The organism is Pantoea ananatis PA13 (assembly GCF_000233595.1).
GTDB classification, from domain to species: domain Bacteria; phylum Pseudomonadota; class Gammaproteobacteria; order Enterobacterales; family Enterobacteriaceae; genus Pantoea; species Pantoea ananatis.
Window position 1 is genome coordinate 3384566 of sequence record NC_017554.1, and the last position, 21483, is coordinate 3406048.

Annotated in this window: 36 protein-coding genes and 1 tRNA gene; 26 read left to right on the plus strand and 11 right to left on the minus strand. The window is 51.8% G+C overall.

Going from position 1 to position 21483, the window contains the following annotated elements; translation table 11 throughout:
* Positions 1-157 precede the first annotated feature (157 nt).
* From PAGR_RS23920 to PAGR_RS16035, 6 genes are all read right to left on the minus strand, one after another.
* Positions 158-310: a hypothetical protein gene (locus PAGR_RS23920; RefSeq protein WP_158307930.1), complete on the minus strand. Its 153-nt coding sequence runs from the start codon at positions 308-310 to the stop codon at positions 158-160.
* Positions 311-312: 2 nt separating this feature from the next.
* A complete protein-coding gene (locus PAGR_RS16015) occupies positions 313-1005 on the minus strand; it encodes a replication protein P (protein ID WP_014606387.1) in 693 nt (230 codons plus the stop codon).
* Positions 1002-1859 (minus strand): replication protein, encoded by an 858-nt coding sequence (locus PAGR_RS16020; RefSeq protein ID WP_080561256.1) that lies wholly within the window; start codon positions 1857-1859, stop codon positions 1002-1004. Before PAGR_RS16020 ends, PAGR_RS16015 begins: the two co-directional genes overlap by 4 nt.
* Positions 1834-2484, minus strand: coding sequence for a GIY-YIG nuclease family protein (locus PAGR_RS16025; protein ID WP_014606389.1), 651 nt, complete (start codon positions 2482-2484; stop codon positions 1834-1836). Before PAGR_RS16025 ends, PAGR_RS16020 begins: the two co-directional genes overlap by 26 nt.
* Before the next feature lie 34 nt (positions 2485-2518).
* Positions 2519-2815, minus strand: a complete 297-nt coding sequence (locus PAGR_RS16030) for a CII family transcriptional regulator (RefSeq protein WP_014606390.1) — start codon at positions 2813-2815, stop codon at positions 2519-2521.
* A gap of 109 nt (positions 2816-2924) precedes the next feature.
* Entirely contained in the window at positions 2925-3110 is a 186-nt protein-coding gene (locus PAGR_RS16035; RefSeq protein WP_014606391.1) for a Cro/CI family transcriptional regulator, read from the minus strand.
* 83 nt (positions 3111-3193) lie between these two features.
* Between PAGR_RS16035 and PAGR_RS16040 the strand changes: the two genes are divergently transcribed.
* The 22 genes from PAGR_RS16040 to PAGR_RS16135 all read left to right on the plus strand — a co-directional run bounded on the left by PAGR_RS16040 (position 3194) and on the right by PAGR_RS16135 (position 14195).
* Positions 3194-3844, plus strand: coding sequence for a LexA family protein (locus PAGR_RS16040; RefSeq protein WP_014606392.1), 651 nt, complete (start codon positions 3194-3196; stop codon positions 3842-3844).
* Entirely contained in the window at positions 3841-4233 is a 393-nt protein-coding gene (locus PAGR_RS16045; RefSeq protein ID WP_044042426.1) for a hypothetical protein, read from the plus strand. The genes PAGR_RS16040 and PAGR_RS16045 overlap by 4 nt, the downstream gene beginning before the upstream one ends.
* Before the next feature lie 524 nt (positions 4234-4757).
* Complete coding sequence (locus tag PAGR_RS24455) at positions 4758-5033, plus strand: transcriptional antitermination N peptide (RefSeq protein ID WP_014606393.1); 276 nt, start codon at positions 4758-4760, stop codon at positions 5031-5033.
* Between the two features lie 7 nt (positions 5034-5040).
* Positions 5041-5415, plus strand: a complete 375-nt coding sequence (locus tag PAGR_RS16050) for a beta-sandwich lipoprotein (protein WP_014606394.1) — start codon at positions 5041-5043, stop codon at positions 5413-5415.
* Between the two features lie 120 nt (positions 5416-5535).
* On the plus strand, positions 5536-5787 hold the full coding sequence (locus PAGR_RS16055) for a hypothetical protein (protein WP_014606395.1): 252 nt from the start codon (positions 5536-5538) through the stop codon (positions 5785-5787).
* Positions 5788-5790: 3 nt separating this feature from the next.
* Complete coding sequence (locus PAGR_RS16060; protein WP_044042428.1) at positions 5791-6015, plus strand: DUF551 domain-containing protein; 225 nt, start codon at positions 5791-5793, stop codon at positions 6013-6015.
* 134 nt (positions 6016-6149) lie between these two features.
* Positions 6150-7121 carry a coiled-coil domain-containing protein gene (locus PAGR_RS16065; RefSeq protein ID WP_014606396.1) on the plus strand — a complete coding sequence of 324 codons (972 nt, stop codon included), beginning with the start codon at positions 6150-6152 and terminating at the stop codon, positions 7119-7121.
* Between the two features lie 23 nt (positions 7122-7144).
* The gene (locus PAGR_RS23765; protein WP_151243572.1) at positions 7145-7282 is read left to right on the plus strand and encodes a protease FtsH-inhibitory lysogeny factor CIII; all 138 of its coding nucleotides are present in this window, start codon (positions 7145-7147) and stop codon (positions 7280-7282) included.
* Positions 7283-7394: 112 nt separating this feature from the next.
* Positions 7395-7706, plus strand: a complete 312-nt coding sequence (locus PAGR_RS16070) for a hypothetical protein (protein ID WP_014606397.1) — start codon at positions 7395-7397, stop codon at positions 7704-7706.
* Positions 7703-8602 carry a RecT family recombinase gene (locus tag PAGR_RS16075; protein WP_193372487.1) on the plus strand — a complete coding sequence of 300 codons (900 nt, stop codon included), beginning with the start codon at positions 7703-7705 and terminating at the stop codon, positions 8600-8602. Before PAGR_RS16070 ends, PAGR_RS16075 begins: the two co-directional genes overlap by 4 nt.
* Positions 8599-9081 carry a siphovirus Gp157 family protein gene (locus PAGR_RS16080; RefSeq protein ID WP_014606399.1) on the plus strand — a complete coding sequence of 161 codons (483 nt, stop codon included), beginning with the start codon at positions 8599-8601 and terminating at the stop codon, positions 9079-9081. The genes PAGR_RS16075 and PAGR_RS16080 overlap by 4 nt, the downstream gene beginning before the upstream one ends.
* A gap of 12 nt (positions 9082-9093) precedes the next feature.
* Positions 9094-9492: a hypothetical protein gene (locus PAGR_RS16085; protein ID WP_014606400.1), complete on the plus strand. Its 399-nt coding sequence runs from the start codon at positions 9094-9096 to the stop codon at positions 9490-9492.
* Between the two features lie 14 nt (positions 9493-9506).
* A complete protein-coding gene (locus tag PAGR_RS23770) occupies positions 9507-9719 on the plus strand; it encodes a hypothetical protein (protein WP_151243573.1) in 213 nt (70 codons plus the stop codon).
* Positions 9716-10342: a YfdS family phage-associated protein gene (locus PAGR_RS24185; protein ID WP_014606401.1), complete on the plus strand. Its 627-nt coding sequence runs from the start codon at positions 9716-9718 to the stop codon at positions 10340-10342. Before PAGR_RS23770 ends, PAGR_RS24185 begins: the two co-directional genes overlap by 4 nt.
* A gap of 1 nt (position 10343) precedes the next feature.
* Positions 10344-10577 carry a hypothetical protein gene (locus PAGR_RS16095; RefSeq protein ID WP_014606402.1) on the plus strand — a complete coding sequence of 78 codons (234 nt, stop codon included), beginning with the start codon at positions 10344-10346 and terminating at the stop codon, positions 10575-10577.
* Positions 10567-10893, plus strand: a complete 327-nt coding sequence (locus tag PAGR_RS16100) for a hypothetical protein (RefSeq protein WP_044042430.1) — start codon at positions 10567-10569, stop codon at positions 10891-10893. The genes PAGR_RS16095 and PAGR_RS16100 overlap by 11 nt, the downstream gene beginning before the upstream one ends.
* Positions 10894-11169: 276 nt before the next feature.
* Positions 11170-11379: a hypothetical protein gene (locus PAGR_RS16110; RefSeq protein ID WP_044042433.1), complete on the plus strand. Its 210-nt coding sequence runs from the start codon at positions 11170-11172 to the stop codon at positions 11377-11379.
* The gene (locus tag PAGR_RS16115) at positions 11376-11627 is read left to right on the plus strand and encodes a hypothetical protein (protein WP_044042434.1); all 252 of its coding nucleotides are present in this window, start codon (positions 11376-11378) and stop codon (positions 11625-11627) included. Before PAGR_RS16110 ends, PAGR_RS16115 begins: the two co-directional genes overlap by 4 nt.
* Before the next feature lie 9 nt (positions 11628-11636).
* Positions 11637-11861 carry a hypothetical protein gene (locus PAGR_RS16120; protein ID WP_014606403.1) on the plus strand — a complete coding sequence of 75 codons (225 nt, stop codon included), beginning with the start codon at positions 11637-11639 and terminating at the stop codon, positions 11859-11861.
* Between the two features lie 249 nt (positions 11862-12110).
* Complete coding sequence (locus tag PAGR_RS16130; RefSeq protein WP_014606404.1) at positions 12111-12707, plus strand: MT-A70 family methyltransferase; 597 nt, start codon at positions 12111-12113, stop codon at positions 12705-12707.
* A 100-nt stretch (positions 12708-12807) separates the two neighbouring features.
* A complete protein-coding gene (locus PAGR_RS24190) occupies positions 12808-13155 on the plus strand; it encodes a helix-turn-helix domain-containing protein (protein WP_014606405.1) in 348 nt (115 codons plus the stop codon).
* On the plus strand, positions 13038-14195 hold the full coding sequence (locus tag PAGR_RS16135) for a tyrosine-type recombinase/integrase (protein WP_237711090.1): 1158 nt from the start codon (positions 13038-13040) through the stop codon (positions 14193-14195). The genes PAGR_RS24190 and PAGR_RS16135 overlap by 118 nt, the downstream gene beginning before the upstream one ends.
* Before the next feature lie 15 nt (positions 14196-14210).
* On the opposite strand, the gene PAGR_RS16140 is transcribed toward PAGR_RS16135, so the two are convergent.
* Positions 14211-14287, minus strand: a tRNA-Arg gene (locus tag PAGR_RS16140).
* 94 nt (positions 14288-14381) lie between these two features.
* The gene (locus PAGR_RS16145) at positions 14382-14885 is read right to left on the minus strand and encodes a DUF1198 family protein (RefSeq protein WP_014606407.1); all 504 of its coding nucleotides are present in this window, start codon (positions 14883-14885) and stop codon (positions 14382-14384) included.
* A 174-nt stretch (positions 14886-15059) separates the two neighbouring features.
* Here PAGR_RS16145 and folD point away from each other — a divergent pair, with 174 nt between their 5' ends.
* Together folD and ybcJ are read left to right on the plus strand one after the other, a co-directional pair.
* Positions 15060-15926, plus strand: coding sequence for a bifunctional methylenetetrahydrofolate dehydrogenase/methenyltetrahydrofolate cyclohydrolase FolD (folD, locus tag PAGR_RS16150; RefSeq protein ID WP_013024950.1), 867 nt, complete (start codon positions 15060-15062; stop codon positions 15924-15926).
* Positions 15926-16138: a ribosome-associated protein YbcJ gene (gene ybcJ, locus PAGR_RS16155; protein ID WP_013024949.1), complete on the plus strand. Its 213-nt coding sequence runs from the start codon at positions 15926-15928 to the stop codon at positions 16136-16138. The genes folD and ybcJ overlap by 1 nt, the downstream gene beginning before the upstream one ends.
* 28 nt (positions 16139-16166) lie before the next feature.
* Here the strand turns inward: ybcJ and PAGR_RS16160 are convergent, their stop codons facing one another.
* Positions 16167-17273: an AAA family ATPase gene (locus tag PAGR_RS16160; protein WP_014593112.1), complete on the minus strand. Its 1107-nt coding sequence runs from the start codon at positions 17271-17273 to the stop codon at positions 16167-16169.
* Between the two features lie 42 nt (positions 17274-17315).
* Entirely contained in the window at positions 17316-18701 is a 1386-nt protein-coding gene (gene cysS, locus PAGR_RS16165; RefSeq protein WP_014606408.1) for a cysteine--tRNA ligase, read from the minus strand.
* A gap of 214 nt (positions 18702-18915) precedes the next feature.
* Between cysS and ppiB the strand changes: the two genes are divergently transcribed.
* Positions 18916-19410: a peptidylprolyl isomerase B gene (gene ppiB, locus PAGR_RS16170; RefSeq protein WP_014593110.1), complete on the plus strand. Its 495-nt coding sequence runs from the start codon at positions 18916-18918 to the stop codon at positions 19408-19410.
* Positions 19410-20126, plus strand: coding sequence for a UDP-2,3-diacylglucosamine diphosphatase (lpxH, locus tag PAGR_RS16175; protein ID WP_014593109.1), 717 nt, complete (start codon positions 19410-19412; stop codon positions 20124-20126). The genes ppiB and lpxH overlap by 1 nt, the downstream gene beginning before the upstream one ends.
* On the opposite strand, the gene PAGR_RS16180 is transcribed toward lpxH, so the two are convergent.
* Complete coding sequence (locus PAGR_RS16180) at positions 20102-21424, minus strand: DUF2254 domain-containing protein (RefSeq protein ID WP_014606409.1); 1323 nt, start codon at positions 21422-21424, stop codon at positions 20102-20104. The two genes, lpxH and PAGR_RS16180, sit on opposite strands and share 25 nt — an antisense overlap.
* Positions 21425-21483 lie beyond the last annotated feature (59 nt).

Sequence of the window (21483 nt, forward strand, 5' to 3'; positions counted from 1 at the left end):
GAGTCCATCATGGCAATAGCTTCTGCTGCCAGTGTGTGGATGTGCTTAAGTGTTTCAGTGTTTGCTGGTCGCTTTGTCGCAATATCTAAGATGCCGCGGATTAGGTTGCTGATTTGCCGATCGCTTGACGGGGCGATGATTAGCTGTGTTACCTGTGTCATGCGGCACTCTCCAACCCTTCCAGCCAGAAGAAAAAAGCCCGATCTACGATGGCGTCCTGATAGCCAAGATGTGACCGAGTCAGATTATGCTTGTCACCGTGAACACTGCGATACAGACGCTCAAAGCAAATTCGTGTCGATTCATTCATGATTAATTCCTCAGCCCATGCTTACGACGCAGTTCTGCGATGCGGTCCAGGCCTTTCTCGTTGGTAAGCGGAATGTGAAGCAGCGGGATTTGCTTGCGCGGCGGTGGGATATCTTCACCGGCCTCAATGCGGCGAGTCATCTTGCGGGCCTCTTCGTTCAGTCGCTTACGACACTCGGCGTCAGAGAGGTTGAAAGAACGCATCTGGTTATACACTGCCGTCACGATGTGAAAGCAGGCATTGCTTTGCCAGGGGAAATTCTCGCTGCAATCGTAAATGCCGCGGTCACGACAGAACACCCGGAACATTTCATAAAGCTCTTCGTCGCCCGGAACGCCAGCGGCGCGGATATCGCCCTGCTTGCACCACTCAATAAACTGGCCTGGTGATGGCAGGAACGGTGATCCGTTGGCGCGGGCGAAACGCATTCCAGCCGAAAGTTGCGTTTTGTTGCTGATGCCGTTCTCGGCGAATGCGGCGATCCACTGGCGCTTAGCATTTGCCTCATCACGCGGGTCTTTCCAGGCGGTGCTCACAGATGCCGGAAATACCTGCTTGAGGTTGGCAAACAGCGCGTCAACCAGGCGTTCAACATGCTCGTTAACACCACGATCTACCGGCTGAGGCCCGTCACCGGCGATTCTTGCCAGTGCGCCTGCGTCACGGTTTTGAATTGCTGATACAAGATTTCTCATAGGAATTCGTTCTCCCAGGATTCTCGGCTGTTCCAGTGCTGCGATGGTTGCTGAACTGGTAATTGCTTGCGAATTGGAAACTTAGGTTTAAACAGGCCTTGATAGCCGTTTGCAATACTCGCGTTTATCACATCTACCGGGTCATGCCCGTTATCTAGGCAGTCTTTCAGAACGCCAAACGCCTTGGTGACCGTCATTTCAGTCTTGATTGGCTTCTTGGCTTCCTGTCGATATTGAACCCATTCATGCCATGCCTTCTGATTCAGCCATTCAGGAACAGGTATCGAGAGAGGGTCAAACATTGGTGATTCCCCCTTGGGGGATTTAGGGGGTTTTAATTGTTTATCTGTCTTTGGAAGAATGTCTTTGGTGTTCCCTTTTTTCGGGGATACCTCTCCCTGATTTCGGGGATGGATATCCCCTTTTTCAGGGATGGTTGGGGAGCCCATTTTTTCGGGAGTATTTACCGTTGCCACCGGCTTCTTGTAAGCCCATTTCCCTAAATCTGTATTGATTCCAATATAGCGTGTCTGCCCTATGCGTCTCAGGATCAGAATCTTCCGCTCAGCAAGGTTGTTCACCGCTTCCGATGAGTGCTTAACACTCAGGTCAGTGGTTTCAGCAATGAGGCTGTTAGTTATCCTGTCCTCTTTTTTTGACCATCCATATGTCAGGCGGATAATTGAGTTCAGAACGCGGAACTCACGCCCTGATAGCTCAACCTTGCAGAGTGCATCCTGAATCTGATTAGCCAGTCGCAGATAGCCGTTTTCAAGGTCGGCCACATGACCCCCTGGCTTATCTAGTAAGGTTTTGCGGTTGGAGAAATCAACCTTCTGAACATTGCTGATCATGGCGCGATTCCTCCCATTGTGTTTCAAGATTTTTTATCAGTGATACTTGGCCATAGCAGTCGATAACCACGGTAGCGAGCTTGTGGGAGATGATGCTCTTCATCTGGCTAATTCCGAGCCGGATTAAAAAATTGGTTGCAGATCGTTCCTCTCCACAATAGCCACCTAAGCCAGCCTCCATAAGCTCAGCATCAAGGTCTATAGGGTCCTCCTTGTGGAAGGAAATTATTGAGTCGTACAATGCAAGCTCAGCTGCGTCCGCATTTCTTTCTGGGCCGACTAACGCTCTAAGCTCATTGAGGAGGCTATAAAGTGCATGCTCATCGAGCTTGAAGAACTCACGTTTCTCACTAACGCGAAACCCAGCAAAGGCTTCGTGAATCATCCTTTCATCTGCCTTGGGGCTTTTTGAGTGGTATGCGGCTAAAACAGTGAAGGGAGTTGGAACTCCTGTGGTTGATGAAATCTCCTTAGCCCTTAAGTCAGGACAGTTGGTAGTCATGCCTATCTTGTAGATGTCAGGCATATATTCATTTTTCAGGACATAGACAAAGCCTTTCCTTTTATAAGAATCAGGCACTTTCATTTCTGTAAGTACCTGGTATTCGTCACCGGGTTCGTGCATAATTACTCCTGTGAATTGATTCGGTCATTTCGCATCAGGCCTCAAGCGTTCCAGCGTTTGGGGCCTTTTCTTTTGTCAGCAACTGCTCAATTCTCAACAGCCTCTGCGCAATCTCTGAATCCGGCGCTACGACGTCGAGATAAGCCATTACCAGGCTCATCACCTGGAAGAAGCTGTATTTCTGCTTCCCTGATGGGCGTTTCATTCGGCTTACAGCTGCCTCGTTCATTTCCAGCACCTTCGCGAGAGACACCTGACCGTTTTCAGCTAACTTGCTGAGTAACTGGCTTTCGATCTGACGCGCTTTCTTGCGATAGCTTGCGATTTCCATATGTGATACTTCCTTTTAGTTAACACAATATTGATTAGCCTTATGGCTAACTTAGGGTTGCTCCTGCATTTCGGCGGGAGCGGCGACAAATTTTTAAAGAGCGGTGAAACTAAGCTGCCTGGCGATAGGCCTTTTCTTGGTACTTCAGGGCGCCAGCTGTAACGACTTCCAGTCGGTAGGCGTCTTTCTCTGGGATAATTTCTTTCCACTGAGAAACTGCAGCGTCACTAATTCCTAAAGCTTTAGCGACGGCTCGCTGGGTTCCGAAGTGGTCTATAACGTGTTTTTTATACATTGACTCGCTCCGAATTTAATAAAGAACACTTAAATTATCCACTAAAGGAAACTTTAGTCAAGTAGAATTAAGATGTCTTAACTATGAGAACAGAGACCATTGGCGATCGCATCCGCGCGAGACGCAAAGAACTTCACCTGACGCAGAAGGAGCTGGCCGCTAAGGTTGGCGTATCAAACGTAGCTATCTCCCAGTGGGAGAAAGATGAAACCGCACCGAAAGGAGACAATCTTCTAAAACTTACAGACGCACTTGGTTGTAACCCCATTTACATACTTCATGGGGAGGATTCAGAATCCAACGTCGCGCTTTCGACAATCGATACCCGACTTGTTCCTATCATCAGTTATGTGCAGGCCGGCACGTGGACTGCCGAATGCAGCATTCGAAACATTGAAGGTGAAATAGACTTTTTACATACCAACATGGACCTATCAGATTCGGCTTTTACCTTGATTATCAAAGGGAAATCGATGGAGCCTGAATTCATGGACGGTGATGCCATTGTTGTTGATCCTGAAGTTCAGCCCCTTCCTGGCGACTTTGTAGTGGCCAAGAACGGGGATGAAGAGGCTCTTTTTAAAAAATACAGACCTCGTGGGTATATAAATGGGATGGACGTTTTTGAACTCGTACCTCTCAACGATGATTTTCCGACAATTAGGTCAGATCACGAACCCGTGCGTATAATTGGTACAATGATTGAGCACCGCAGATACAGGAGGAAAAGATGAAGTGTTGGTTGCTCGCTTTAGTTGTACTTGGATTTAATAGCGCCGCCACCACCAGGGACGCATCAAGCCAGCCAGATGTTAAATACAACTTCTGCATGGCAACAGCAGTGCTCTACTCATCCGCCGCAGCCGAGGCTGCCGGAATGACAGGCCTCGTGCAAAACGCTTATGATGCCGCCGAGAAGCTCAATATGAAGCGTAGCAAGGTAGATGATTTGGTTAATATTTATCGTTCCGATCCTGTGAAAGCAAACAGCGATGCGCAGATAGCCTATTCGCCCAGCGGAACGCAGAACGTAATGCAGTTTGCATCTATGTGCAGCCAGAGGCCAGAAAACTACATCCCCAACTACGCCAGCCTAAAATCCTCAGGAAAAATTACTGACTAAAAATTTACACTTCAATTAAGCGCCATTTCGGCGCTTTTTTTTCGTCTTAAATTCATAGTCTTACTTAATTCTCTTAAATTTATTTAAGTTATCTTGATTTTGGTCTTGACGCGCGACTAAAGAAATCTTAAATTAAATCCATCAGCACGAAGCACAGCAACAAACGACAGGATGTCGGCGCTCTTTAACATTGATGGGAATGTCCCGCCGAAATGCGGGAACCAAAGTGCAGTTGGCTTTGGGAAAGAGAATGGTGGAGCTAAGGACCAGATAAAGCTGCCGGACTGAGAAGCCATTTAAATCGCTGGATTGAAACAGGCCAGCGCTCTTTCACCTGAGACAATTCTATGCCAAGCCGCTGGCTAACATGCGCGGCATACAAATCAGGAGGTGTTATGTAACAGGTAACAGTGAAGACTGAAAACTTTCAAGATCGAGGAGTGTGCCCCGCCACCACAGTGGCTGGCGGGGCGAGTTGATTTAGCAATGCAGAGTATCGCTAAGCCAATTACCGGAGGTACACCATGACAATAGTCGTCACTTATCTGGCCTCTGATACGGCCAAGAATCGTCGCAGAGAGCGCCGTGCTGCTCTGCGTGATCAAGCTAATGCAGACGGCCGACTGGCACGCAAAATCGCAGTAGCTGGCACCGGATGCAGCCTGACAGTCTCCCGCGCAATCAACTCTCCTTCTCTGCGTAGTAAGCATGAGAGTGGGTCAGCTTGTTTGCCAGAGGTTGCCTTGTATCAGGCAGGTCACAGAGCTGTCCGCAAGGACGCAACGCACATTGTTAAGTGAGGGTGGAATGAAAAAAATAATAACGGTGGTTGGAATGCTAATTCTTGCAGGTTGCGATAGCGCCAGCGATGTTGCCAGCCGGAACCTGTCAACAGCCTCTGACAACTTCGAAGTTAACCGGCGGTTCGTGTTCTACAACGGCATCACCGGCGACTATATCCTCACCATTGAGGGCCTTTGCTCCAAAGACAATTCCAGCACCGATAAAACCCTGGGTGTTGTCTGTAAAGTTGGTCCGAACACTTACAAAAAGCACATGCTCGGTCTATCAGACAACGTGACTTGGTTTATGGAGCAAATGCAGCCAGTCAATGCCAGTGAATACCACTATCGAGTAGTGTTTAAGCCGTCCGTAATCATCCCAGATATTGAAATCAAATAGGTCGCTTAGGCGGCCTTTTTACTGGAGCACTCCCATGATATCCACTGACAACTATTGGCTAGGCTGGGCAGTCTTTGCGGTTATGGGAGTGTGTGTTTATGCGTTTGTTTAGGGGGTTGTATGAGTGAAGAAGCGGGTGGATATGCATTCCCGATACCAAATGCGGATTTCCAAACATTTGCTCCAAAAACTGTTGATGAGTATAGGCGCATACAGTCTGGAATGACGCTTCGTGATTATTTTGCAGCAAAAGCACTAGCCAGCATTCCGCTTTCAATTGATAGCAGAGAGCAGGAGCTTATTGCCAATGCAGCTTACAGGCAGGCCGACGCAATGCTACGTGCCCGGGCCAGTAACCACTACAGGAGATAGAGGATGGAATGGATTAAGTGCAGTGAGCAAATGCCAAATGATGAGGAAGCAGTGGCTGTTGTTGTAAATGGTGAGGTGCAGCTCGAGGCGTTCTCAGTTGAAGAAATAAAGAGCGATGAAGGCGAGTGTGATTTGTGGTTCATTTCACGCGTTGATGATTATCACGAGGGTTTCCTTGCATCCAAGGTTTCTCATTGGACCCCATGGTTTTCTCCCCCAACTGAGTGACACCGTAAAGCTGTCTGTTTAGACGGCTTTGAGGTGCTACGCACCAACGCCTTTAGAGGGCTCAGATAACCAGACAGTAATACCCTTAACGGCCGGCGCAATGTCGGCCTTTCTTTTTCCTGAAGGATAACGAAATGAGCGAGTCAACGGATTTAGCCTTGGTTGAAATAAAGCCGGAACAGGCACCTGCACTTTATGTAAAGAATGGCCTTGATGCTTACCTTGATCAAATTCGCCAGTTTGCGAAAGAGGTTCCTGATGTAAGCACGAAAAAAGGGCGCGACCGAATCGGATCACTCGCCCGCTCTGTTGGTGCCAGCAAAAAAGCTATCGAAGAGCCTGGGCGTGCTTACCTGAGACACCTCAAAGAGGCCGTCAAGCCAGCCGAAGAAGAGCTTCGCCGCTTTACCCGGGAATGTGATCTGATTCGTGACGCAATACTCGCACCACGCGCTGAGTGGGAAGCTGAGCAGGAGCGCATTAAAGCCGAGGAAGAGGCGCGCATTGCCGCTGAGAAGATGGCGGCGCAAATCGAATCAGATTACGAAATCGCCCTCCTCATGGATGAGAAGATTGATCGTGAGCGTGCGGAAGCTGCTGCAGAAGCAGAGCGTAAGCGCATTGCACACGAAGAGGAAATTCGTCGCCAGGCTGCTGAACAGGCTCGCATTGAAGCCGAACAAGCAGCACAGCGTGAACGTGATGCTGCAGCCAAACGCGAAGCCGATTTGCAGGCAGCAAAGGAAAAAGCTGAGGCTGATGCCAAAGCTGCGCAAGAACGCGCAGAGCGTGAAAAGCGTGAAGCGGCAGAACTGGCAGAGCGCCAGCGCATTGAAGCAGCCCAGCGCGCAGAGCGGGAAAAGCAGGAGGCTATCGAAGCTGAGCGCCGCAAGGCTGAAGCAGCAGAAGACGCACGCAAAGCTGAAGAAAGGCGCATCGCTGATGACGCAGCTGCGCGGGCAGCAAATGAAGCACATCGCAAGGCAATTGGCACAGCAGTAGTCAACGCACTAATTGCGCACGCTGGCCTGTCACGTGATGACGCAATCAAAACGCTTGTAGCACTGAAAGACGATCTTATTCCCCATACCAGCATCACCTACTAATTATCTAACACAGGATACCCACGATGAACTATGCCATCGCGGGCGGCACCATCGTGGGTGTCGCCTCATTAAACACGTCTCAACTTTCCCGCTTAACCGAACAGCTTCGCCGTATTGGCCGCTGGTTCATTGACACGCTTACACAGCCTGGGAGGCCATAGCCATGAAAACCAACTTCTTTAAACGCGCTCAGGAGCTTTCAAGAGAGGCTCAGCTATACGGCGACAAGGTTAAGTGGGCTATGGCAATGAAGCTGTTAAGGAGGGCGTGCAAATGAGATTCAACATCAAAGAAAAACGCGAGATTCAGGATATTGCAGACACCCTTCCTGATGATGAATTAGAGCGCATCGGCAAGGAAGTCGATGACAACATGGAACGTCACAAGATTAACCCGCTGATTGCGCCCGCCTGCCAGTTCCTGACACGTTTTTTCGACTACCCAGCTATTGAGATGTTCGATGAGGACGACGACCAGCACATTGAGGCTGAAGCGTTCCTGCGCGACATGATGGTGAAGGTGGCACGGCGCGAGCGGGCAATTGCAATCTGGACCATTAAAAACAGCTTTGACGAGGTGGCGTGATGAATATTGTTGAGTTCGTGAAGTCTCAGGAGTCGCTTTTTTCCGGCGCTGTGACTGACCAGTCTGTTACATGGTCAAAGGAAAGCCAGTTCGCCATTCAATTATTTCAGAAAAACGACTTCCTAGCCAAAACCGCAATAGCCAACCCAACCAGCGCGCAGAACGCAATCATAAACGTGGCAGCCATTGGTATCAGCCTTAACCCTGCAAGCAAGCTGGCTTACCTGGTTCCAAGGGATGGCATGGTTTGCCTCGATATTTCCTATATGGGTTTACTCCACATAGCCCAGTCAGCAGGCGTAATTCGCTGGGGCCAGTGCAAGCTTGTGCATGCAAATGACAGCTACGAATCGAATGGCCTCGATAAAGCACCCACGCACAAATACAACGCCTTTGCATCTCCTGAGCATCGAGGCGAAGTAGTTGGCGGTTATTGCACAGTTAAAACCTGCGACGGTGATTATCTCACGGAAGAGATGAGCTTGGCGGAAATTAAGCAAACGGAAGCAACCAGCAAAGCTAAAAACGGGCCATGGAAAAACTTCTGGTCAGAGATGGCGCGTAAGACGATCGTCAAGCGCGCGAGCAAATACTGGCCTCGAGCTGAGCGTCTGGATAACGCCACCAACATGCTGAATGAGGATGAGGGCGTTTTCACTGAGCCTGTAATGTCTCATACGCCAACCGAGCGAGTGATTGAAGGTGAAAGCCAGCGACAGACAGAAACTGAAAATAAGGTTTCTGAGCTTTGCGATCAGATGGGAATGGCCGAAACACTAAATGAGCTTAAAGGTCTTTTCCAGCAAGCCTATCGCATGACCAATGGCATGCCGCTGCAGAAAAACGTTCAGCAGATTTATGCCGAAGCAAAATCCAAGCTTGAGGTGACTCAATGACAGCCTTATATCAAATCGCAAATGAATTCGCGAAGCTGTGCGACTCTGGCATGGAGCCTGAATTAATTGCCGATACGCTTGATGCGATTGAGTGGGAGTTAGAGGGAAAGGTTGAGCAGATACTGGCTATATGCAAGAACGAGCTGGCAATGGTTGCTGCTCTCAAGGATGAGGCAAAAAACCTTACTGAACGCGCCAGAGCCACAGAAAATCGAATCGCAAGCATGAAGGAATACATTGCTCTCTCTCTTGATGCGGCGGGAAAGAAAACCCTTAAAGCGGGGATTCATCAGGTGACAGTTCGCGCCCCATCTAAATCGGTAGAAATAACTGATGCCAATGCATTACCTACCGATTTTGTAGAGTACGAGACCACAATAAAGCCTGACAAGTTGGCAATTAAGCATCAGTTAGAGGCTGGAATTGATATCCCCGGGGCGATCATACGGATCGGGAAGCCATCTTTGGTTATTAAGTAGCGAGGTTCTGAAATGAGAAAGCTCGCTCAGTACCGGCGCAACAATCACCCGAACAGCGGATTCAAAGAGAAAGTCACCTTCCAGCTATCCAAAAGACCACAAACAGGGCGCGAATTAAGCGCCTTTTTTCATGTGACGCTCGGTGAGTTTAACGGGCTGATGCGCGGCTGTTTGCGCGGTAAGACGGCGGTGATTGAGGCAGCCAATCCGGTGCCGGTTGATGGATGCACCGATTATACCTACACGCTAATCAGCACCAGTCGAATCACGCCAGCAAGACCGCAAACCATGATCATCAGTCGCCGGTCACTGGCAGAGCGCGGAGAAGATAAACGCCAGCAGCATATCGAAGCCGCTAAACGCCGGGCGCGCTTAATCAAAAAAGGCATCAATCCCGGCCTGTTTGACTAACCGGACACACTCCCATGCAAACACTTCACCGCAGGCAATGCCGTATACCGGCCTATCGCCTCAACAGCTTCATGTTCATCGTATTAGCCGATGAGCAGTTAGCCATGGTTACCAACGTCAGGCACCTTGCCAGTAAGGTGCTTTGTTACATCAACGATAAGCAAGAGTCATTCGATAACGATGAGCTTGTCGTGGTGTCTGTAGCGGATTCAGGAGAAGGGAAATGAAAATCACCGAACACGAAATGCGCGGGTTACTGGCGGGCAAATGCTTACCTGGCGACATGCGTATTAACGAAGAATTACCGGTTTATCTGGTACGCAAGTTTGATGAGTTGCAGCAGAGGCTGGATGCGCTGGCGGCGGAGAGCGATACCAATCTTCGCAGTGCTGCAAGCGAACTGAATACATCCTGGATGTTGCACAAAACAATGATGGGCGCTCAGGCCGCGCTTCTCTGCCTGTCTCAGGGGGACATTCTTTCTGCCAAAGAATGGCTGGAAGGCACCACTGACGAAGCAATTATTGAAATGCCTGACGATTTGAATCCCCGCGACCTCCAGGAGTGGTTTGACAGCAATATGGTCAGCAACGGCGGCTCCAACGGCTTCCTGACGCATAGCGAGGCGCTTGAGTTGTTACGTAAACGAGCGCCAGCCACCGACGCTTACATGAACTCGGTGCGGGCGGAAGGCGTGGAAATTCTGACATCAAGGTTGCAAACGCTGATTGATGAAGGAGTGTTTGACGCTAAAGAAATTGGCGTGGCAGCGGGTGCTGTTTATGAAGGTGCTCAAATAGCTGCAAGCCTCCGCTCCGGCACCCATGACACTGCGGATAAGGCGGGTTGATATGGATAAGTTCGTCCGTCATTACGACAGCAAAGAAAAAGAAACCTCTTTCACTCTCAAGTCGAGCGGTAAAGTCGTAACCCGCCTGGCAACCAAACTGAGTCGCGATGACTGGGAACAGATGCACGCTCTTTTAGGAATGGTCTATCGCATGGGCATTCAGGACGGAAGCGAAGACCGCGCTAAACAGATTCGCACCGCATTAGGTTTTTCGGAGGCCAAACATGACAACTAATTCCCCCAATCCATTTGTAGGTGATGTGCAGGCGCTGATTGATTGGCTAAAGCCGCAGATTGCCGAACTGGAAAACATCTGCGATGAGCTTCCTTTTGGCCTGGATGAAGATGACGCAATGCAGCTTAAGGTTATGCGCTTTGCTCTGGATCGCCTTAACGCCACCGCACAGCCAGTAAGCGATGGCTTGTATCGTATCGCCAATCACATAGCTGGAGCCAAAAACTCATTGCCGCAGGAGTGGCAGGATTGGGCCGAAGAGATTGAGTCAGATTTGCGCAAGCTGGCAGCAGCGCCGGGAGGTCAGGATGATTAGTGATGCGCGCATTGATGAGCTAGCCAGCGATAATGTTATTTGCGTTGTGAGTTGGGATGAGCGAATCGCTATGGCGAGGGAGATACAGGCATATCGCAAGGCATTTAACAACCCCGTCGCGTGGGAGGTTAAGGGCGTTTACTGTGGCTCTTATAGCGAGGCAAAATCCATGTTCCCACAGAGAATTCCATACCCACTATTCGAAAAACCAACCATCCCCGAATAACCAACCTGCTCCGGCAGGTTTTTTTACGCCCAAATTCAGGAGTAACCACTATGTGCGCAGATATTCTCGACGAAGCTGCCGAACACACGCAGCACATGATTGACCTGGCATTGGCCAACCGTCAGCATCCGACAATGCAATTCACCGGCACCTGCCATTACTGCGAAGATAAGGTATCGACCGGATTCTTCTGCTCACCAGAGTGCTGCGAGGACTACGAACGTATTGAGTTTGCCAATAAAAACCGGAGGGTAGCATGACTTTACTTGAATTATTGGCGCATGAGTTGCCAAAGCGTGGTGGCTGGCCTGAAGGTGCAACGTGCGCGCGTCAAGACAGAGATAAAGAGGTTTGCTTCATCGGCACGGGCTGCGTGGATGACTTTACTGCCTCTGAGCTTGCTTCGGATGTGAATGAGTATTTCCTGGATCGTCCGCGAGCTAGTACAAGCGACGTTTACATCACAAAGAAACAATATAAAGACATTCTGGCGAAAAATCGCAAATAAGGCTGACCGATGACGCCGGAAACTGAAAACGCCATCCGCGCCGTAGCCCGCAAGTGCAGACAGGAAATCATCAAAGCCACTGACGGCAAGCCTAAAGCAGACCACGACGCCATCACCACCGCTATCCTCGATAAACACGCCAAATCAATCACCGCCCTGCCGCCAGATACCTTCACAGCAAAGCTGTGGCTGAGCTATTTTGTGCGGCAGGTAGACAGGGAGATAAGACAGTGAGCAAAACTTTTACTGAGCGCCTGATGGAAATTCTTGCCAGGCGTGATGCGGCAATCCGCCTATGCGGTGACTGTGAATGTTGTGGTAGTGAGCAGGTTCAGATGGTTGACTGGCTAGGACTGCAATTTAAATACCGATGCCGAAGATGCTGTCAGGAGTGGTACATCGAGCCAACAGCAGAAGAGCTTCAGTCCAGAAGCAAATAACCCACCTCATTTATCTTTATCGCGCTCTGCGTGAGGAGTTGTTATGTCCGGAAAGTACCGGCTCATTTACGCCGATCCGCCATGGTCATACCGCGACAAGGCCAATGATGGCAGCCGCGGTGCATGTCACAAATACCCGGTTATGACGCTGCAGGATATCTGTCGTTTGCCGGTGTGGTCACTTGCCGATCCTGATTCCTGCCTGCTTGCTATGTGGTGGGTGCCAACTCAGCCTCTGGAAGCGTTGAGGGTTGTCGAGTCGTGGGGCTTTCGGCTAATGACAATGAAAGGCTTTACCTGGCATAAGACGAACAAGCTCAAAGGGAACAGCGCGATCGGCATGGGCCACATGACACGGGCGAACAGCGAAGATTGCCTGTTTGCAGTGAAAGGTCGGCTTCCAGAGCGCATGGATGCATCCATATGCCAGCACATCAGCGCGCCACGCATGGAGCACAGCGCTAAACCACAGGTTATCCGCGACAGCCTGGTAAAACTCATCGGCGACGTTCCGCGCATTGAGTTGTTCGCCCGCACCGCCGATCAGGGTTGGGATTCATGGGGTAATGAGCTGGATACCAGTGTTCATTTAACCGAGGGAGGTTTTCGCCAAGTCATTCGCAAGAGTGCTGCAGCATGAACATCACCATCACCGCCGACCCGGGCGACTTAATCTCAATCGCCCTTCTCATCGCGCTCATTTACGCATTCAAACGCAGCAAGCCACCTGAGGAGTAGATATGGAAAACGACGAGCCATTGACGCTTGCCGAGGCCGCGCTTTACCTGAAAGTTTCAGCAAGAACAGTAAGTAACCTGATCCGCCGCGGAGAGTTGCCGGCGCGCAGAACAGGTGGTGGCAGCGGCAAGTACCTGGTGCTTCGCTCCGCCTGTATTGATTATGTTCGCAATCCATCACAGAATCGCCCGGCGAGCATGGGTGATGGCACAAACGGAGGTCCATCATGTCAATCACCCTCAGAGGCGGGGTATGGCACTGTCATTTCTTTACCCCGAATGGCAAAAGAGTTAGGCGATCGCTTAACACAGCGGACAAAAAGCAAGCGCAGGAGTTGCACGACAGGCTGAAAGCGGAGGCGTGGCGGGTCGAGGAGATAGGCGACCTGCCTTTGAGGTCTTTCGAGGAGGCATGTATGCGCTGGCTTGATGAGAAAGAGCACAAGCGAAGCCTGGATGATGACAAGGTAAAGATTGAGTTCTTTCTTGGTTATTTCTCAGGACGGGATATTGCTTCTATTACCGGCGAGGAGGTGCAGAAGATTGTTGGCAGGATGATCAACCGCAACCACCGCAGGAAATGGGAGATACAGCGCGATGCGGCCATAAGGGACAGCAAGCCTGTTCCTGAATACAAAGACCGGCCAGTCAGCGCAGGAACCAAAAGCCATTACCTTTCTTTTATGCGGTCACTTCTTCGTGCCGCGGCTAACGAATGGGGATGGATAAAGACCGCGCCAGTTATCAAGACCAAGAAGCCCGTAAGCAAAAGGATTCGCTGGCTGACCAGAGAGGAAGCAAACAGGCTCATCGACTGCATGCCAGACAGCATCAGACCGGTTGTGGTGTTTGCGCTGTCCACCGGGTTACGCCGTTCAAACATTTTGGATCTGGAATGGACTCAGGTTGATATGCAAAGGAAAGTGGCATGGATAAATCCGGAGAACGCCAAAGCGGGCAAGGCTATTGGCGTGGCGTTGAATGATACCGCATGCCGGGTGCTGAAGGAGCAGATAGGAAAGCATTCACGATGGGTTTTTGTTCACACGAAGGAGGCAACCAGACCAGACGGCACCAAAACGCCATCAGTCCGGAAAATGCGCTGTGATGATAACACGGCGTGGCGGATAGGACTCAAGCGGGCAGGCATTGAGGATTTCCGTTTTCATGACTTACGGCATACCTGGGCAAGCTGGCTGATTCAGGCAGGTGTTCCACTTTCTGCATTGCAGGAAATGGGGGGATGGGAAAGCATCGAAATGGTACGCAGGTATGCACACCTGGCACCTAACCACCTGACCGAACATGCGCGCAAAATTGACTCACTTTTGGGTGATAACGACACAAATACGACACAAGGAGAAAATCAGGTAGGCTTGAAGCTTGCTTAAGTCATTGAAATATATTGGCGCGCCCTACAGGATTCGAACCTGTGACCTACGGCTTAGAAGGCCGGTGCTCTATCCAGCTGAGCTAAGGGCGCGGAGAGGTTGGGTCGAATTATACGGTTGAACGCTGTTACGTCAACGTTTTTGCCGCTGAGGCGCGGCGAGTGCCCAGGTAATAACCAATTTGCGCTAATGACGGTCGCGCCAGGCGCTGAGCGAGACCAGATTGCTTACTTTTGTCGTTTCCCCTTCCAGCTCAACGCCCTGCTGCGTTACGCGCGCGTTGTATTGCTCGCGAAGCGCATTCAGCTCCTGGCTGTCGGGCTCTAACTGGCGCAAAAAGCCCAGTGCCAACAACAGTTGCTGTCGGGTAAGCGTGGCAGAGAAACCGGCTCGGGTTAGCACGCTGTGCCAGCGCCAGGTATTTTCATCGCTGCCATCCACAATCAGCACCTGCCAAATCAGCAAAACCGCTGCGCCGTTGTTTAAGTGTGCTTCGTTATCACCCGCGATGTAATCAGTAAACTCTTTCGCCGCCTCTTTACCCATCTGCGACAGCATTGATTCAATATGGACCGGCGGCAGTTGCAGACGCTTGCTGAGTGCCTGTGCGGCATGGCGTGAACCGGCGGTCAGCAACTGAAATCCTACAACAAATACAACAGCCAGAGTGGCAAGCATTAACCAAATCATCACGTCATCCAGTAAGGTCCCTGTCTGGCATCATAAGCGTTAACCCACACTTTCGTCACGGCGAAATGTCGTAAACCAACCTGCTGCAAGAATCTCTACCTGACAGCCGGACGTGCTTCTGACAAAATAGGCGCCATCCCCGACTTAAACTCAACACAGTGGATTTACGCTCTGATGGCAGCAAAAATTATTGACGGTAAAACGATTGCGCAGCAGGTACGGCTTGAGGTTGCAGAAAAAGTGAAGCAACGTCTGGCAGCCGGTAAACGTGCTCCGGGTCTGGCAGTCGTTCTGGTGGGTGAAAACCCTGCATCGCAGATCTACGTCGGCAGTAAGCGTCGTGCCTGTGAAGAAGTGGGCTTTATCTCCCGCTCTTACGATCTGCCCGCCGCCACCAGCGAAGCCGAGTTGCTGCAGCTGATCGATAAACTTAACAGCGACAACGAGATTGACGGCATTCTGGTGCAGCTGCCGCTCCCGGCAGGCATTGATAACGTCAAAATCCTGGAGCGCATTACGCCCGATAAAGACGTAGATGGCTTCCATCCTTATAACGTTGGTCGCCTGTGCCAGCGCGCACCAAAGCTGCGCCCTTGTACACCACGCGGCATCGTCACGCTGCTGGAGCGCTACAACATTGATGCCTATGGCCTGAATGCCGTCGTGGTGGGCGCCTCAAACATTGTGGGGCGTCCAATGAGCATGGAGCTGCTGTTAGCGGGCTGCACCACGACCGTAACGCACCGCTTTACCCGCGATCTGCGCCATCACGTTGAGCACGCCGATCTGCTGATCGTCGCGGTAGGCAAGCCCAACTTTATTCCAGGTGACTGGATTAAGCCGGGCGCTATTGTTATCGACGTCGGGATTAACCGTCTGGAAAGCGGCAAAGTCGTCGGTGATGTGGATTTTGATGCCGCCGCTGAGCGTGCCGCTTATATCACGCCCGTTCCAGGCGGCGTTGGGCCGATGACGGTCGCAACCTTAATCGAAAATACCTTACAGGCATGTGAAGAGTTTCACGATGGAGAGCAGGCATAATGGCGACGTTTTCTTTAGGTAAATTCCCACACGTTGATCTCTGCGATCTGCTGAAACTGGAAGGTTGGGTGGAAAGCGGCGCGCAGGCCAAAGTCGTGATTAGTGAAGGTGAAGTGCGAGTGGATGGGGAAGTTGAAACCCGTAAGCGCTGCAAAATCGTTCAGGGGCAAACGGTGGAGTTTGCCGGACAGCGCATCACTGTCGTTGCCTGATCGTCAGGTGCCCTGTGCCCGGGGCACCTTAAATCCTTTCTTCCCCAACTATCCGCGTTTCCCCGTTAATCTGCTCCAGCTCAATGTGATTCACTTCTGCATGCTGCGCGATCAGTGCGGCCAGCTTCGGTGAGTGACTGGTGATCCACAGCTGACTAAACTGGCTGGCTTCAGCAATCAGCGCCGCCAGCGCCGGGAGCAAATCCTCATGCAGGCTGTTCTCGGGTTCGTTGAGCGCCATAAAGGCAGGCGGGCGGGGGCTGAGCAGTGCAACCACGAGGCACAGAAAGCGCAGCGTCCCGTCAGAGAACTCGGCGCTTTCCAGCGGGCGCATAATGCCCTGTCGCCGCATCAGCATCTGGAAACGGCCGTTCTGGACATCCACCTGAAATTCGGTATCAGGGAAGGCTTTCGCTGTCACCTTGTAGAGCAGCTCATGATGACCCCGCTCAACAATGGTTGCCCATGCCGCCGCGAGGTTAGCGCCATCGTGCGCCAGAATGGGCGCGCGCACGCCAATCTGCGGCGCACGAATCGGCGAACCGGGCCAGACGGCAAACTCGTGATAGAAGCGCCACTGGCGCAGACGTTCACGCATCTGAGAAAGCTCAGGATAGCGGTGCGGCTCACCGAGCTGACCAAACAGGGACTCTTCGGGATGTAATACGGCCGGATAGCTTACGCGCTCCCCTTCTACATTATGCAAAAATGCGGTCTGGTTCGTGCGCTGCATGATGCAGGAAGAGGGACGCCGCTGCTGACCACTCAGCCAGATACGTTCTTCTTTGACCAGCGGATCGAGGTTAAACAGGCTGGTCTCAAGCTTCTGAGGAAACCCCACCGCAAGCTCAAAATCCATGTCGTCCATCAGGACCGAGAGGATGAGTCGGCTGGCATCCTGACGACGAGCGCTGCGATGCAGTTCCCCTGCCCACATGACTTTTTGAATGCCGCCCTCTTCTGCCAGCGCTAACGCCAGGCGACCATTGGCGGCCTCGTGCAGCAGGCGCACGGCCTTATACAGGTTGGATTTACCACAGCCATTAGGCCCGCTTACCACGTTCAGTTGCTGAAGCGGCAGGGTCAGATCGCGTACCGAGCGGAAACCGCGAAGGTGAATCTGTTTTATCGTCATAGACAAAAAAGGGCGATGACTCGCCCTCTCCTGTATTGCCCGTTATTTACGTCGCCAGCTGGAGCCCTGAGGGCCATCTTCGACAATCACGCCAAGCGCGTTCAGCTTGTCGCGGGCTACATCAGCCTGCGCCCAGTCTTTTGCCGCGCGTGCGTCGGCACGGGCTTTCACCCAGCGTTCGATTTCTGCCACTTCTTCATCGTTGCCCTGCGCACTGCTTTGCAGAAACACTTCTGGCTCCTGCTGCAGAATGCCCAGCACGTTGGCAATTTCACGTAGCTTTGCCGCCAGCGCATTGGCTGCCGTCATGTCTTCGCCTTTGAGACGGTTCACTTCACGCGCCATGTCGAACAGCACGGAATAGGCTTCCGGAGTGTTAAAATCATCGTCCATCGCCTCGCGGAAACGGGCCTCGAAGGCTTCACCGCCGTCGGCAACCGCGTTGCGATCGGTATGTCGCAGCGCGGTATAAAGACGTTCCAGCGCCGCACGTGCCTGGTTCAGGTTATCTTCGCCATAGTTAAGCTGGCTACGATAGTGGCCGGACATCAGGAAATAGCGCACGGTTTCGGCATCATAATGCTGCAGTACGTCGCGCACGGTGAAAAAGTTATTCAGCGACTTCGACATCTTCTCACGATCGATCATCACCATGCCTGAATGCATCCAGTAGTTCACATAGGGACCATCATGGGCGCAGGTAGACTGGGCGATTTCGTTTTCATGATGTGGGAACATCAGGTCAGATCCGCCGCCGTGGATGTCGAAATGCGCGCCAAGCTGTTTGCAGTTCATGGCTGAACACTCAATATGCCAGCCTGGGCGCCCCTGGCCCCACGGTGAAGGCCATGAGGGTTCGTCCGCTTTAGACATCTTCCACAGCACGAAATCCATGGGATTACGCTTCACATCCGCCACTTCAACGCGGGCGCCGGCCTGAAGCTGGTCCAGATCCTGACGCGACAGCGCACCGTAATCCACATCGCTCAGCACATCAAACATGACATCGCCGTTTTCCGCCACATAGGCATGACCGCGGGCAATCAGCTTTTCCACCAGCTCGACGATTTCCGGAATATGGCGCGTGGCGCGCGGTTCCCGATCTGGCGGCAAAATGCCCAGCGCATCAAAATCGCTGTGCATCTCGGCAATCATGCGATTGGTCAGGGTTTCGATGCTCTCGCCGTTCTCGTTGGCACGCTTGATAATTTTGTCGTCGATATCGGTAATATTGCGCACGTAATTTACGTCAAAACCGACGTAACGCAGATAGCGCGATACCACATCAAACGCCACAAACGTGCGCCCGTGCCCAATGTGACAGAGGTCATACACCGTGATGCCGCAGACATACATGCCGATTTTGCCAGCATGAATAGGGGTAAATTCCTCTTTTTGTCGACTCAGGGTGTTATAAATCTTCAGCATTGGGGTTTCCGTAGTAAGCGTGCGTAACGCACCGTTTTAAGTATCCTGATATTGTGCCGTATTTTTATCTGTCACGCGATGCAAAGCAAGCCAACTGCGCAGCCTGGCTGACGTATTATCGGAAATTATGATATAAGAACGTTCGAGAAAAAGGCGTGTGCACCCTAACCGCGCACCCTATGCTACTGACGACAACCTTTACAGGACGAAAAAAATGGTAACTTTCCAGACTAACCATGGCGATATCGTGATCAAGACCTTCGATGACAAAGCGCCCGCAACCGTAAAGAACTTCCTGGATTACTGCCGTGAAGGTTTCTACGACAACACCATTTTTCACCGTGTGATTAACGGCTTTATGATTCAGGGTGGCGGTTTTGAACCCGGCATGAAGCAGAAAGCCACCAAAGAAGAGATCCGTAACGAAGCCAACAACGGTCTGAAAAACACCAAAGGTACGCTGGCGATGGCGCGGACTTCTGCCCCGCACTCTGCGACCGCACAGTTTTTCATTAACGTGGCTGACAATGACTTCCTGAACTTTCGTGACGAAAGCCTGCAGGGCTGGGGTTACTGTGTGTTTGCAGAAGTGGTTGAAGGTATGGATGTGGTTGAGAAAATCAAAGCCGTTTCAACCGGCCGCAGCGGTATGCATCAGGACGTGCCGAAAGACGACGTTGTGATCCAGAAAGTGACCGTCAGCGAGTAATGCCGCGCACGCTGTTTATCGCAGATCTTCATCTGTGTCAGGAAGAACCGGCGATCACCGCCGGTTTTCTGCATTTTTTACAGCGCGAAGCCCCACACTGCGACGCGCTCTATATTCTCGGCGATCTGTTTGAAGCCTGGATAGGCGATGACGATCCCAATCCCCTGCATCAACAGGTTGCTGATGCCCTGCGAGCCGTGCCTGTTCCGGTGTACTTTATTCATGGCAATCGCGATTTCTTAATCGGTCAACGTTTCGCCCGCGCCAGCGGCATGACGCTGTTGCCTGAAGCGCGCGTGCTGACGCTTTACGGCCATCGAGTGCTGATTATGCACGGCGATACGCTGTGTACCGACGATGTGGGTTACCTGCAGTTCCGCGCTAAAGTCCACAACCCCTGGATTCAACGTCTGTTCCTGGCGTTGCCACTGTTTATTCGCAAACGCATCGCAGAACGTATGCGCGCCAACAGTAAACAGGCCAATCAGCATAAGTCGCTGGAGATTATGGATGTGAATCAACAGGCCGTGATCGATGCCCTGCTTCAGCATAAGGCGCCACTGCTGATTCATGGGCACACGCACCGTCCCGCGATACACGATCTGTCGCTGAATGGCGTAAACGCTCAGCGTGCCGTATTAGGGGCCTGGCACAGTCGGGGATCCATGATTCAACTCGATGCCAGCGGCATTCAGCTGATCGATTTCGACTTCTGACAGGGCGAATCGGTTAGCTTCTCATCCAGGAAGGGATGGGGATAGTCTGCACCAAATTGTTCACGCCATGTGCGCTCAATTCGTGCTCTGTCCGTCTGGATGATCGCTTCCCGCGCCAGGTATGCCATGGCTTCATGCGCATGACGCAACGCTGCAGCCTGGTACGCATCCGGCCAGGCGACAGACAACATGCCCAGCGCCTTAAGTAACCGTAACTGCACTTCTTTTATCGCCGAGCCGTCTCGCGCGACAGGTGAGAAAAAATCATCGAATAATGCGTCTACTGACAAGGGCGCGACGTGAATGGCGGGATAGATCACCGTTGGCGCCGCACATTCGCGTGCAAAGCAGGAGAGTATTCTGACGGCTCGCCCGATCACATCGATGGCGGTGCCAGGGTCATTAGTCGCAGGCGACAGCGCACGCGAGGCGATTTCTGCCATCACACACAGGCAAAAACGTGGATCCTGGGCGAAAGTGCGAGACGCGGCTATTGTCAGGGCAGACAACATCAGTTTGCGTTGCTCCGCAGACAGGGCGTGGGTGACATACATGACCGGGCGGGCGGGATGAACAAAAAATCCGGGTTGCGCGACCAGGTAAACATGTACAGGACTGTCTGTCATCGCCTTATGTAGCCTGTCCATATCAATATGCTGAACATAGCCAATAGCGTCCGAATAAACAGCAAACGTGCCCGCAGGTTGACGATCGCTTTCCCGCCAGGGCCTGGCGCCGAAACAAGGAGATTGAGCACGCGCGCTAAAAACATCAAGCGCCATGCGTTCCACACGTGAGGTCGTTTCATCTACGCTGCCAAGCGAGGTGAGATGGTGAATCCAGCGCAGAAGCGTCACCAGAATTAATGCAATGACCACCAGCGTGACCGCAAACAGGATCACTCGCCCCTGTTCACCATAAGCCCCCATATTCAGTGCGATGATGCCGACCAGACTAAACAGGAATGAGCCAATAAAGGTCGCAAGAACATTTTGTGTTGTACTGTCTTCAACGACCAGTTTCGTGGCGCGCGGCGTAACATGGGTAGTTGCTGAACCAAACGCCGTTACCATCGTACTCAAGGAAAACGTGGTGACCGCCAGCATGCTGGACGCCAGAATATTCAGGATATTGTCCACTGCGTCAGCACCCACCTTTACCGAAACCGAGGGGGGAATTGCAGATTTAAAGACAATGGAGGCCAGGGCGCTGACAACCGCAGCAAGGGCAAATAAAGTTGCCCTGAACCACAGTTTTCTGCCTGCTTGTCTGAAAATCAGTTGCCAGCGTGAAATCATCCTGTTCCTCTTTCTGTCAGTTAACGTCATCCCTTACCAACCGGGTGCAGCGCGGCTTA

What these genes read in the sequence shown, in the direction of transcription:
- PAGR_RS23920 (WP_158307930.1), bottom strand. Translation starts at nt 310, where the DNA reads ATGAATGAATCGACACGAATTTGCTTTGAGCGTCTGTATCGCAGTGTT.
- PAGR_RS16015 (WP_014606387.1), bottom strand. Translation starts at nt 1,005, where the DNA reads ATGAGAAATCTTGTATCAGCAATTCAAAACCGTGACGCAGGCGCACTG.
- PAGR_RS16020 (WP_080561256.1), bottom strand. Translation starts at nt 1,859, where the DNA reads ATGATCAGCAATGTTCAGAAGGTTGATTTCTCCAACCGCAAAACCTTA.
- PAGR_RS16025 (WP_014606389.1), bottom strand. Translation starts at nt 2,484, where the DNA reads ATGCACGAACCCGGTGACGAATACCAGGTACTTACAGAAATGAAAGTG.
- PAGR_RS16030 (WP_014606390.1), bottom strand. Translation starts at nt 2,815, where the DNA reads ATGGAAATCGCAAGCTATCGCAAGAAAGCGCGTCAGATCGAAAGCCAG.
- PAGR_RS16035 (WP_014606391.1), bottom strand. Translation starts at nt 3,110, where the DNA reads ATGTATAAAAAACACGTTATAGACCACTTCGGAACCCAGCGAGCCGTC.
- PAGR_RS16040 (WP_014606392.1), top strand. Translation starts at nt 3,194, where the DNA reads ATGAGAACAGAGACCATTGGCGATCGCATCCGCGCGAGACGCAAAGAA.
- PAGR_RS16045 (WP_044042426.1), top strand. Translation starts at nt 3,841, where the DNA reads ATGAAGTGTTGGTTGCTCGCTTTAGTTGTACTTGGATTTAATAGCGCC.
- PAGR_RS24455 (WP_014606393.1), top strand. Translation starts at nt 4,758, where the DNA reads ATGACAATAGTCGTCACTTATCTGGCCTCTGATACGGCCAAGAATCGT.
- PAGR_RS16050 (WP_014606394.1), top strand. Translation starts at nt 5,041, where the DNA reads ATGAAAAAAATAATAACGGTGGTTGGAATGCTAATTCTTGCAGGTTGC.
- PAGR_RS16055 (WP_014606395.1), top strand. Translation starts at nt 5,536, where the DNA reads ATGAGTGAAGAAGCGGGTGGATATGCATTCCCGATACCAAATGCGGAT.
- PAGR_RS16060 (WP_044042428.1), top strand. Translation starts at nt 5,791, where the DNA reads ATGGAATGGATTAAGTGCAGTGAGCAAATGCCAAATGATGAGGAAGCA.
- PAGR_RS16065 (WP_014606396.1), top strand. Translation starts at nt 6,150, where the DNA reads ATGAGCGAGTCAACGGATTTAGCCTTGGTTGAAATAAAGCCGGAACAG.
- PAGR_RS23765 (WP_151243572.1), top strand. Translation starts at nt 7,145, where the DNA reads ATGAACTATGCCATCGCGGGCGGCACCATCGTGGGTGTCGCCTCATTA.
- PAGR_RS16070 (WP_014606397.1), top strand. Translation starts at nt 7,395, where the DNA reads ATGAGATTCAACATCAAAGAAAAACGCGAGATTCAGGATATTGCAGAC.
- PAGR_RS16080 (WP_014606399.1), top strand. Translation starts at nt 8,599, where the DNA reads ATGACAGCCTTATATCAAATCGCAAATGAATTCGCGAAGCTGTGCGAC.
- PAGR_RS16085 (WP_014606400.1), top strand. Translation starts at nt 9,094, where the DNA reads ATGAGAAAGCTCGCTCAGTACCGGCGCAACAATCACCCGAACAGCGGA.
- PAGR_RS23770 (WP_151243573.1), top strand. Translation starts at nt 9,507, where the DNA reads ATGCAAACACTTCACCGCAGGCAATGCCGTATACCGGCCTATCGCCTC.
- PAGR_RS24185 (WP_014606401.1), top strand. Translation starts at nt 9,716, where the DNA reads ATGAAAATCACCGAACACGAAATGCGCGGGTTACTGGCGGGCAAATGC.
- PAGR_RS16095 (WP_014606402.1), top strand. Translation starts at nt 10,344, where the DNA reads ATGGATAAGTTCGTCCGTCATTACGACAGCAAAGAAAAAGAAACCTCT.
- PAGR_RS16100 (WP_044042430.1), top strand. Translation starts at nt 10,567, where the DNA reads ATGACAACTAATTCCCCCAATCCATTTGTAGGTGATGTGCAGGCGCTG.
- PAGR_RS16110 (WP_044042433.1), top strand. Translation starts at nt 11,170, where the DNA reads ATGTGCGCAGATATTCTCGACGAAGCTGCCGAACACACGCAGCACATG.
- PAGR_RS16115 (WP_044042434.1), top strand. Translation starts at nt 11,376, where the DNA reads ATGACTTTACTTGAATTATTGGCGCATGAGTTGCCAAAGCGTGGTGGC.
- PAGR_RS16120 (WP_014606403.1), top strand. Translation starts at nt 11,637, where the DNA reads ATGACGCCGGAAACTGAAAACGCCATCCGCGCCGTAGCCCGCAAGTGC.
- PAGR_RS16130 (WP_014606404.1), top strand. Translation starts at nt 12,111, where the DNA reads ATGTCCGGAAAGTACCGGCTCATTTACGCCGATCCGCCATGGTCATAC.
- PAGR_RS24190 (WP_014606405.1), top strand. Translation starts at nt 12,808, where the DNA reads ATGGAAAACGACGAGCCATTGACGCTTGCCGAGGCCGCGCTTTACCTG.
- PAGR_RS16145 (WP_014606407.1), bottom strand. Translation starts at nt 14,885, where the DNA reads ATGATTTGGTTAATGCTTGCCACTCTGGCTGTTGTATTTGTTGTAGGA.
- folD (WP_013024950.1), top strand. Translation starts at nt 15,060, where the DNA reads ATGGCAGCAAAAATTATTGACGGTAAAACGATTGCGCAGCAGGTACGG.
- ybcJ (WP_013024949.1), top strand. Translation starts at nt 15,926, where the DNA reads ATGGCGACGTTTTCTTTAGGTAAATTCCCACACGTTGATCTCTGCGAT.
- PAGR_RS16160 (WP_014593112.1), bottom strand. Translation starts at nt 17,273, where the DNA reads ATGACGATAAAACAGATTCACCTTCGCGGTTTCCGCTCGGTACGCGAT.
- cysS (WP_014606408.1), bottom strand. Translation starts at nt 18,701, where the DNA reads ATGCTGAAGATTTATAACACCCTGAGTCGACAAAAAGAGGAATTTACC.
- ppiB (WP_014593110.1), top strand. Translation starts at nt 18,916, where the DNA reads ATGGTAACTTTCCAGACTAACCATGGCGATATCGTGATCAAGACCTTC.
- lpxH (WP_014593109.1), top strand. Translation starts at nt 19,410, where the DNA reads ATGCCGCGCACGCTGTTTATCGCAGATCTTCATCTGTGTCAGGAAGAA.
- PAGR_RS16180 (WP_014606409.1), bottom strand. Translation starts at nt 21,424, where the DNA reads ATGATTTCACGCTGGCAACTGATTTTCAGACAAGCAGGCAGAAAACTG.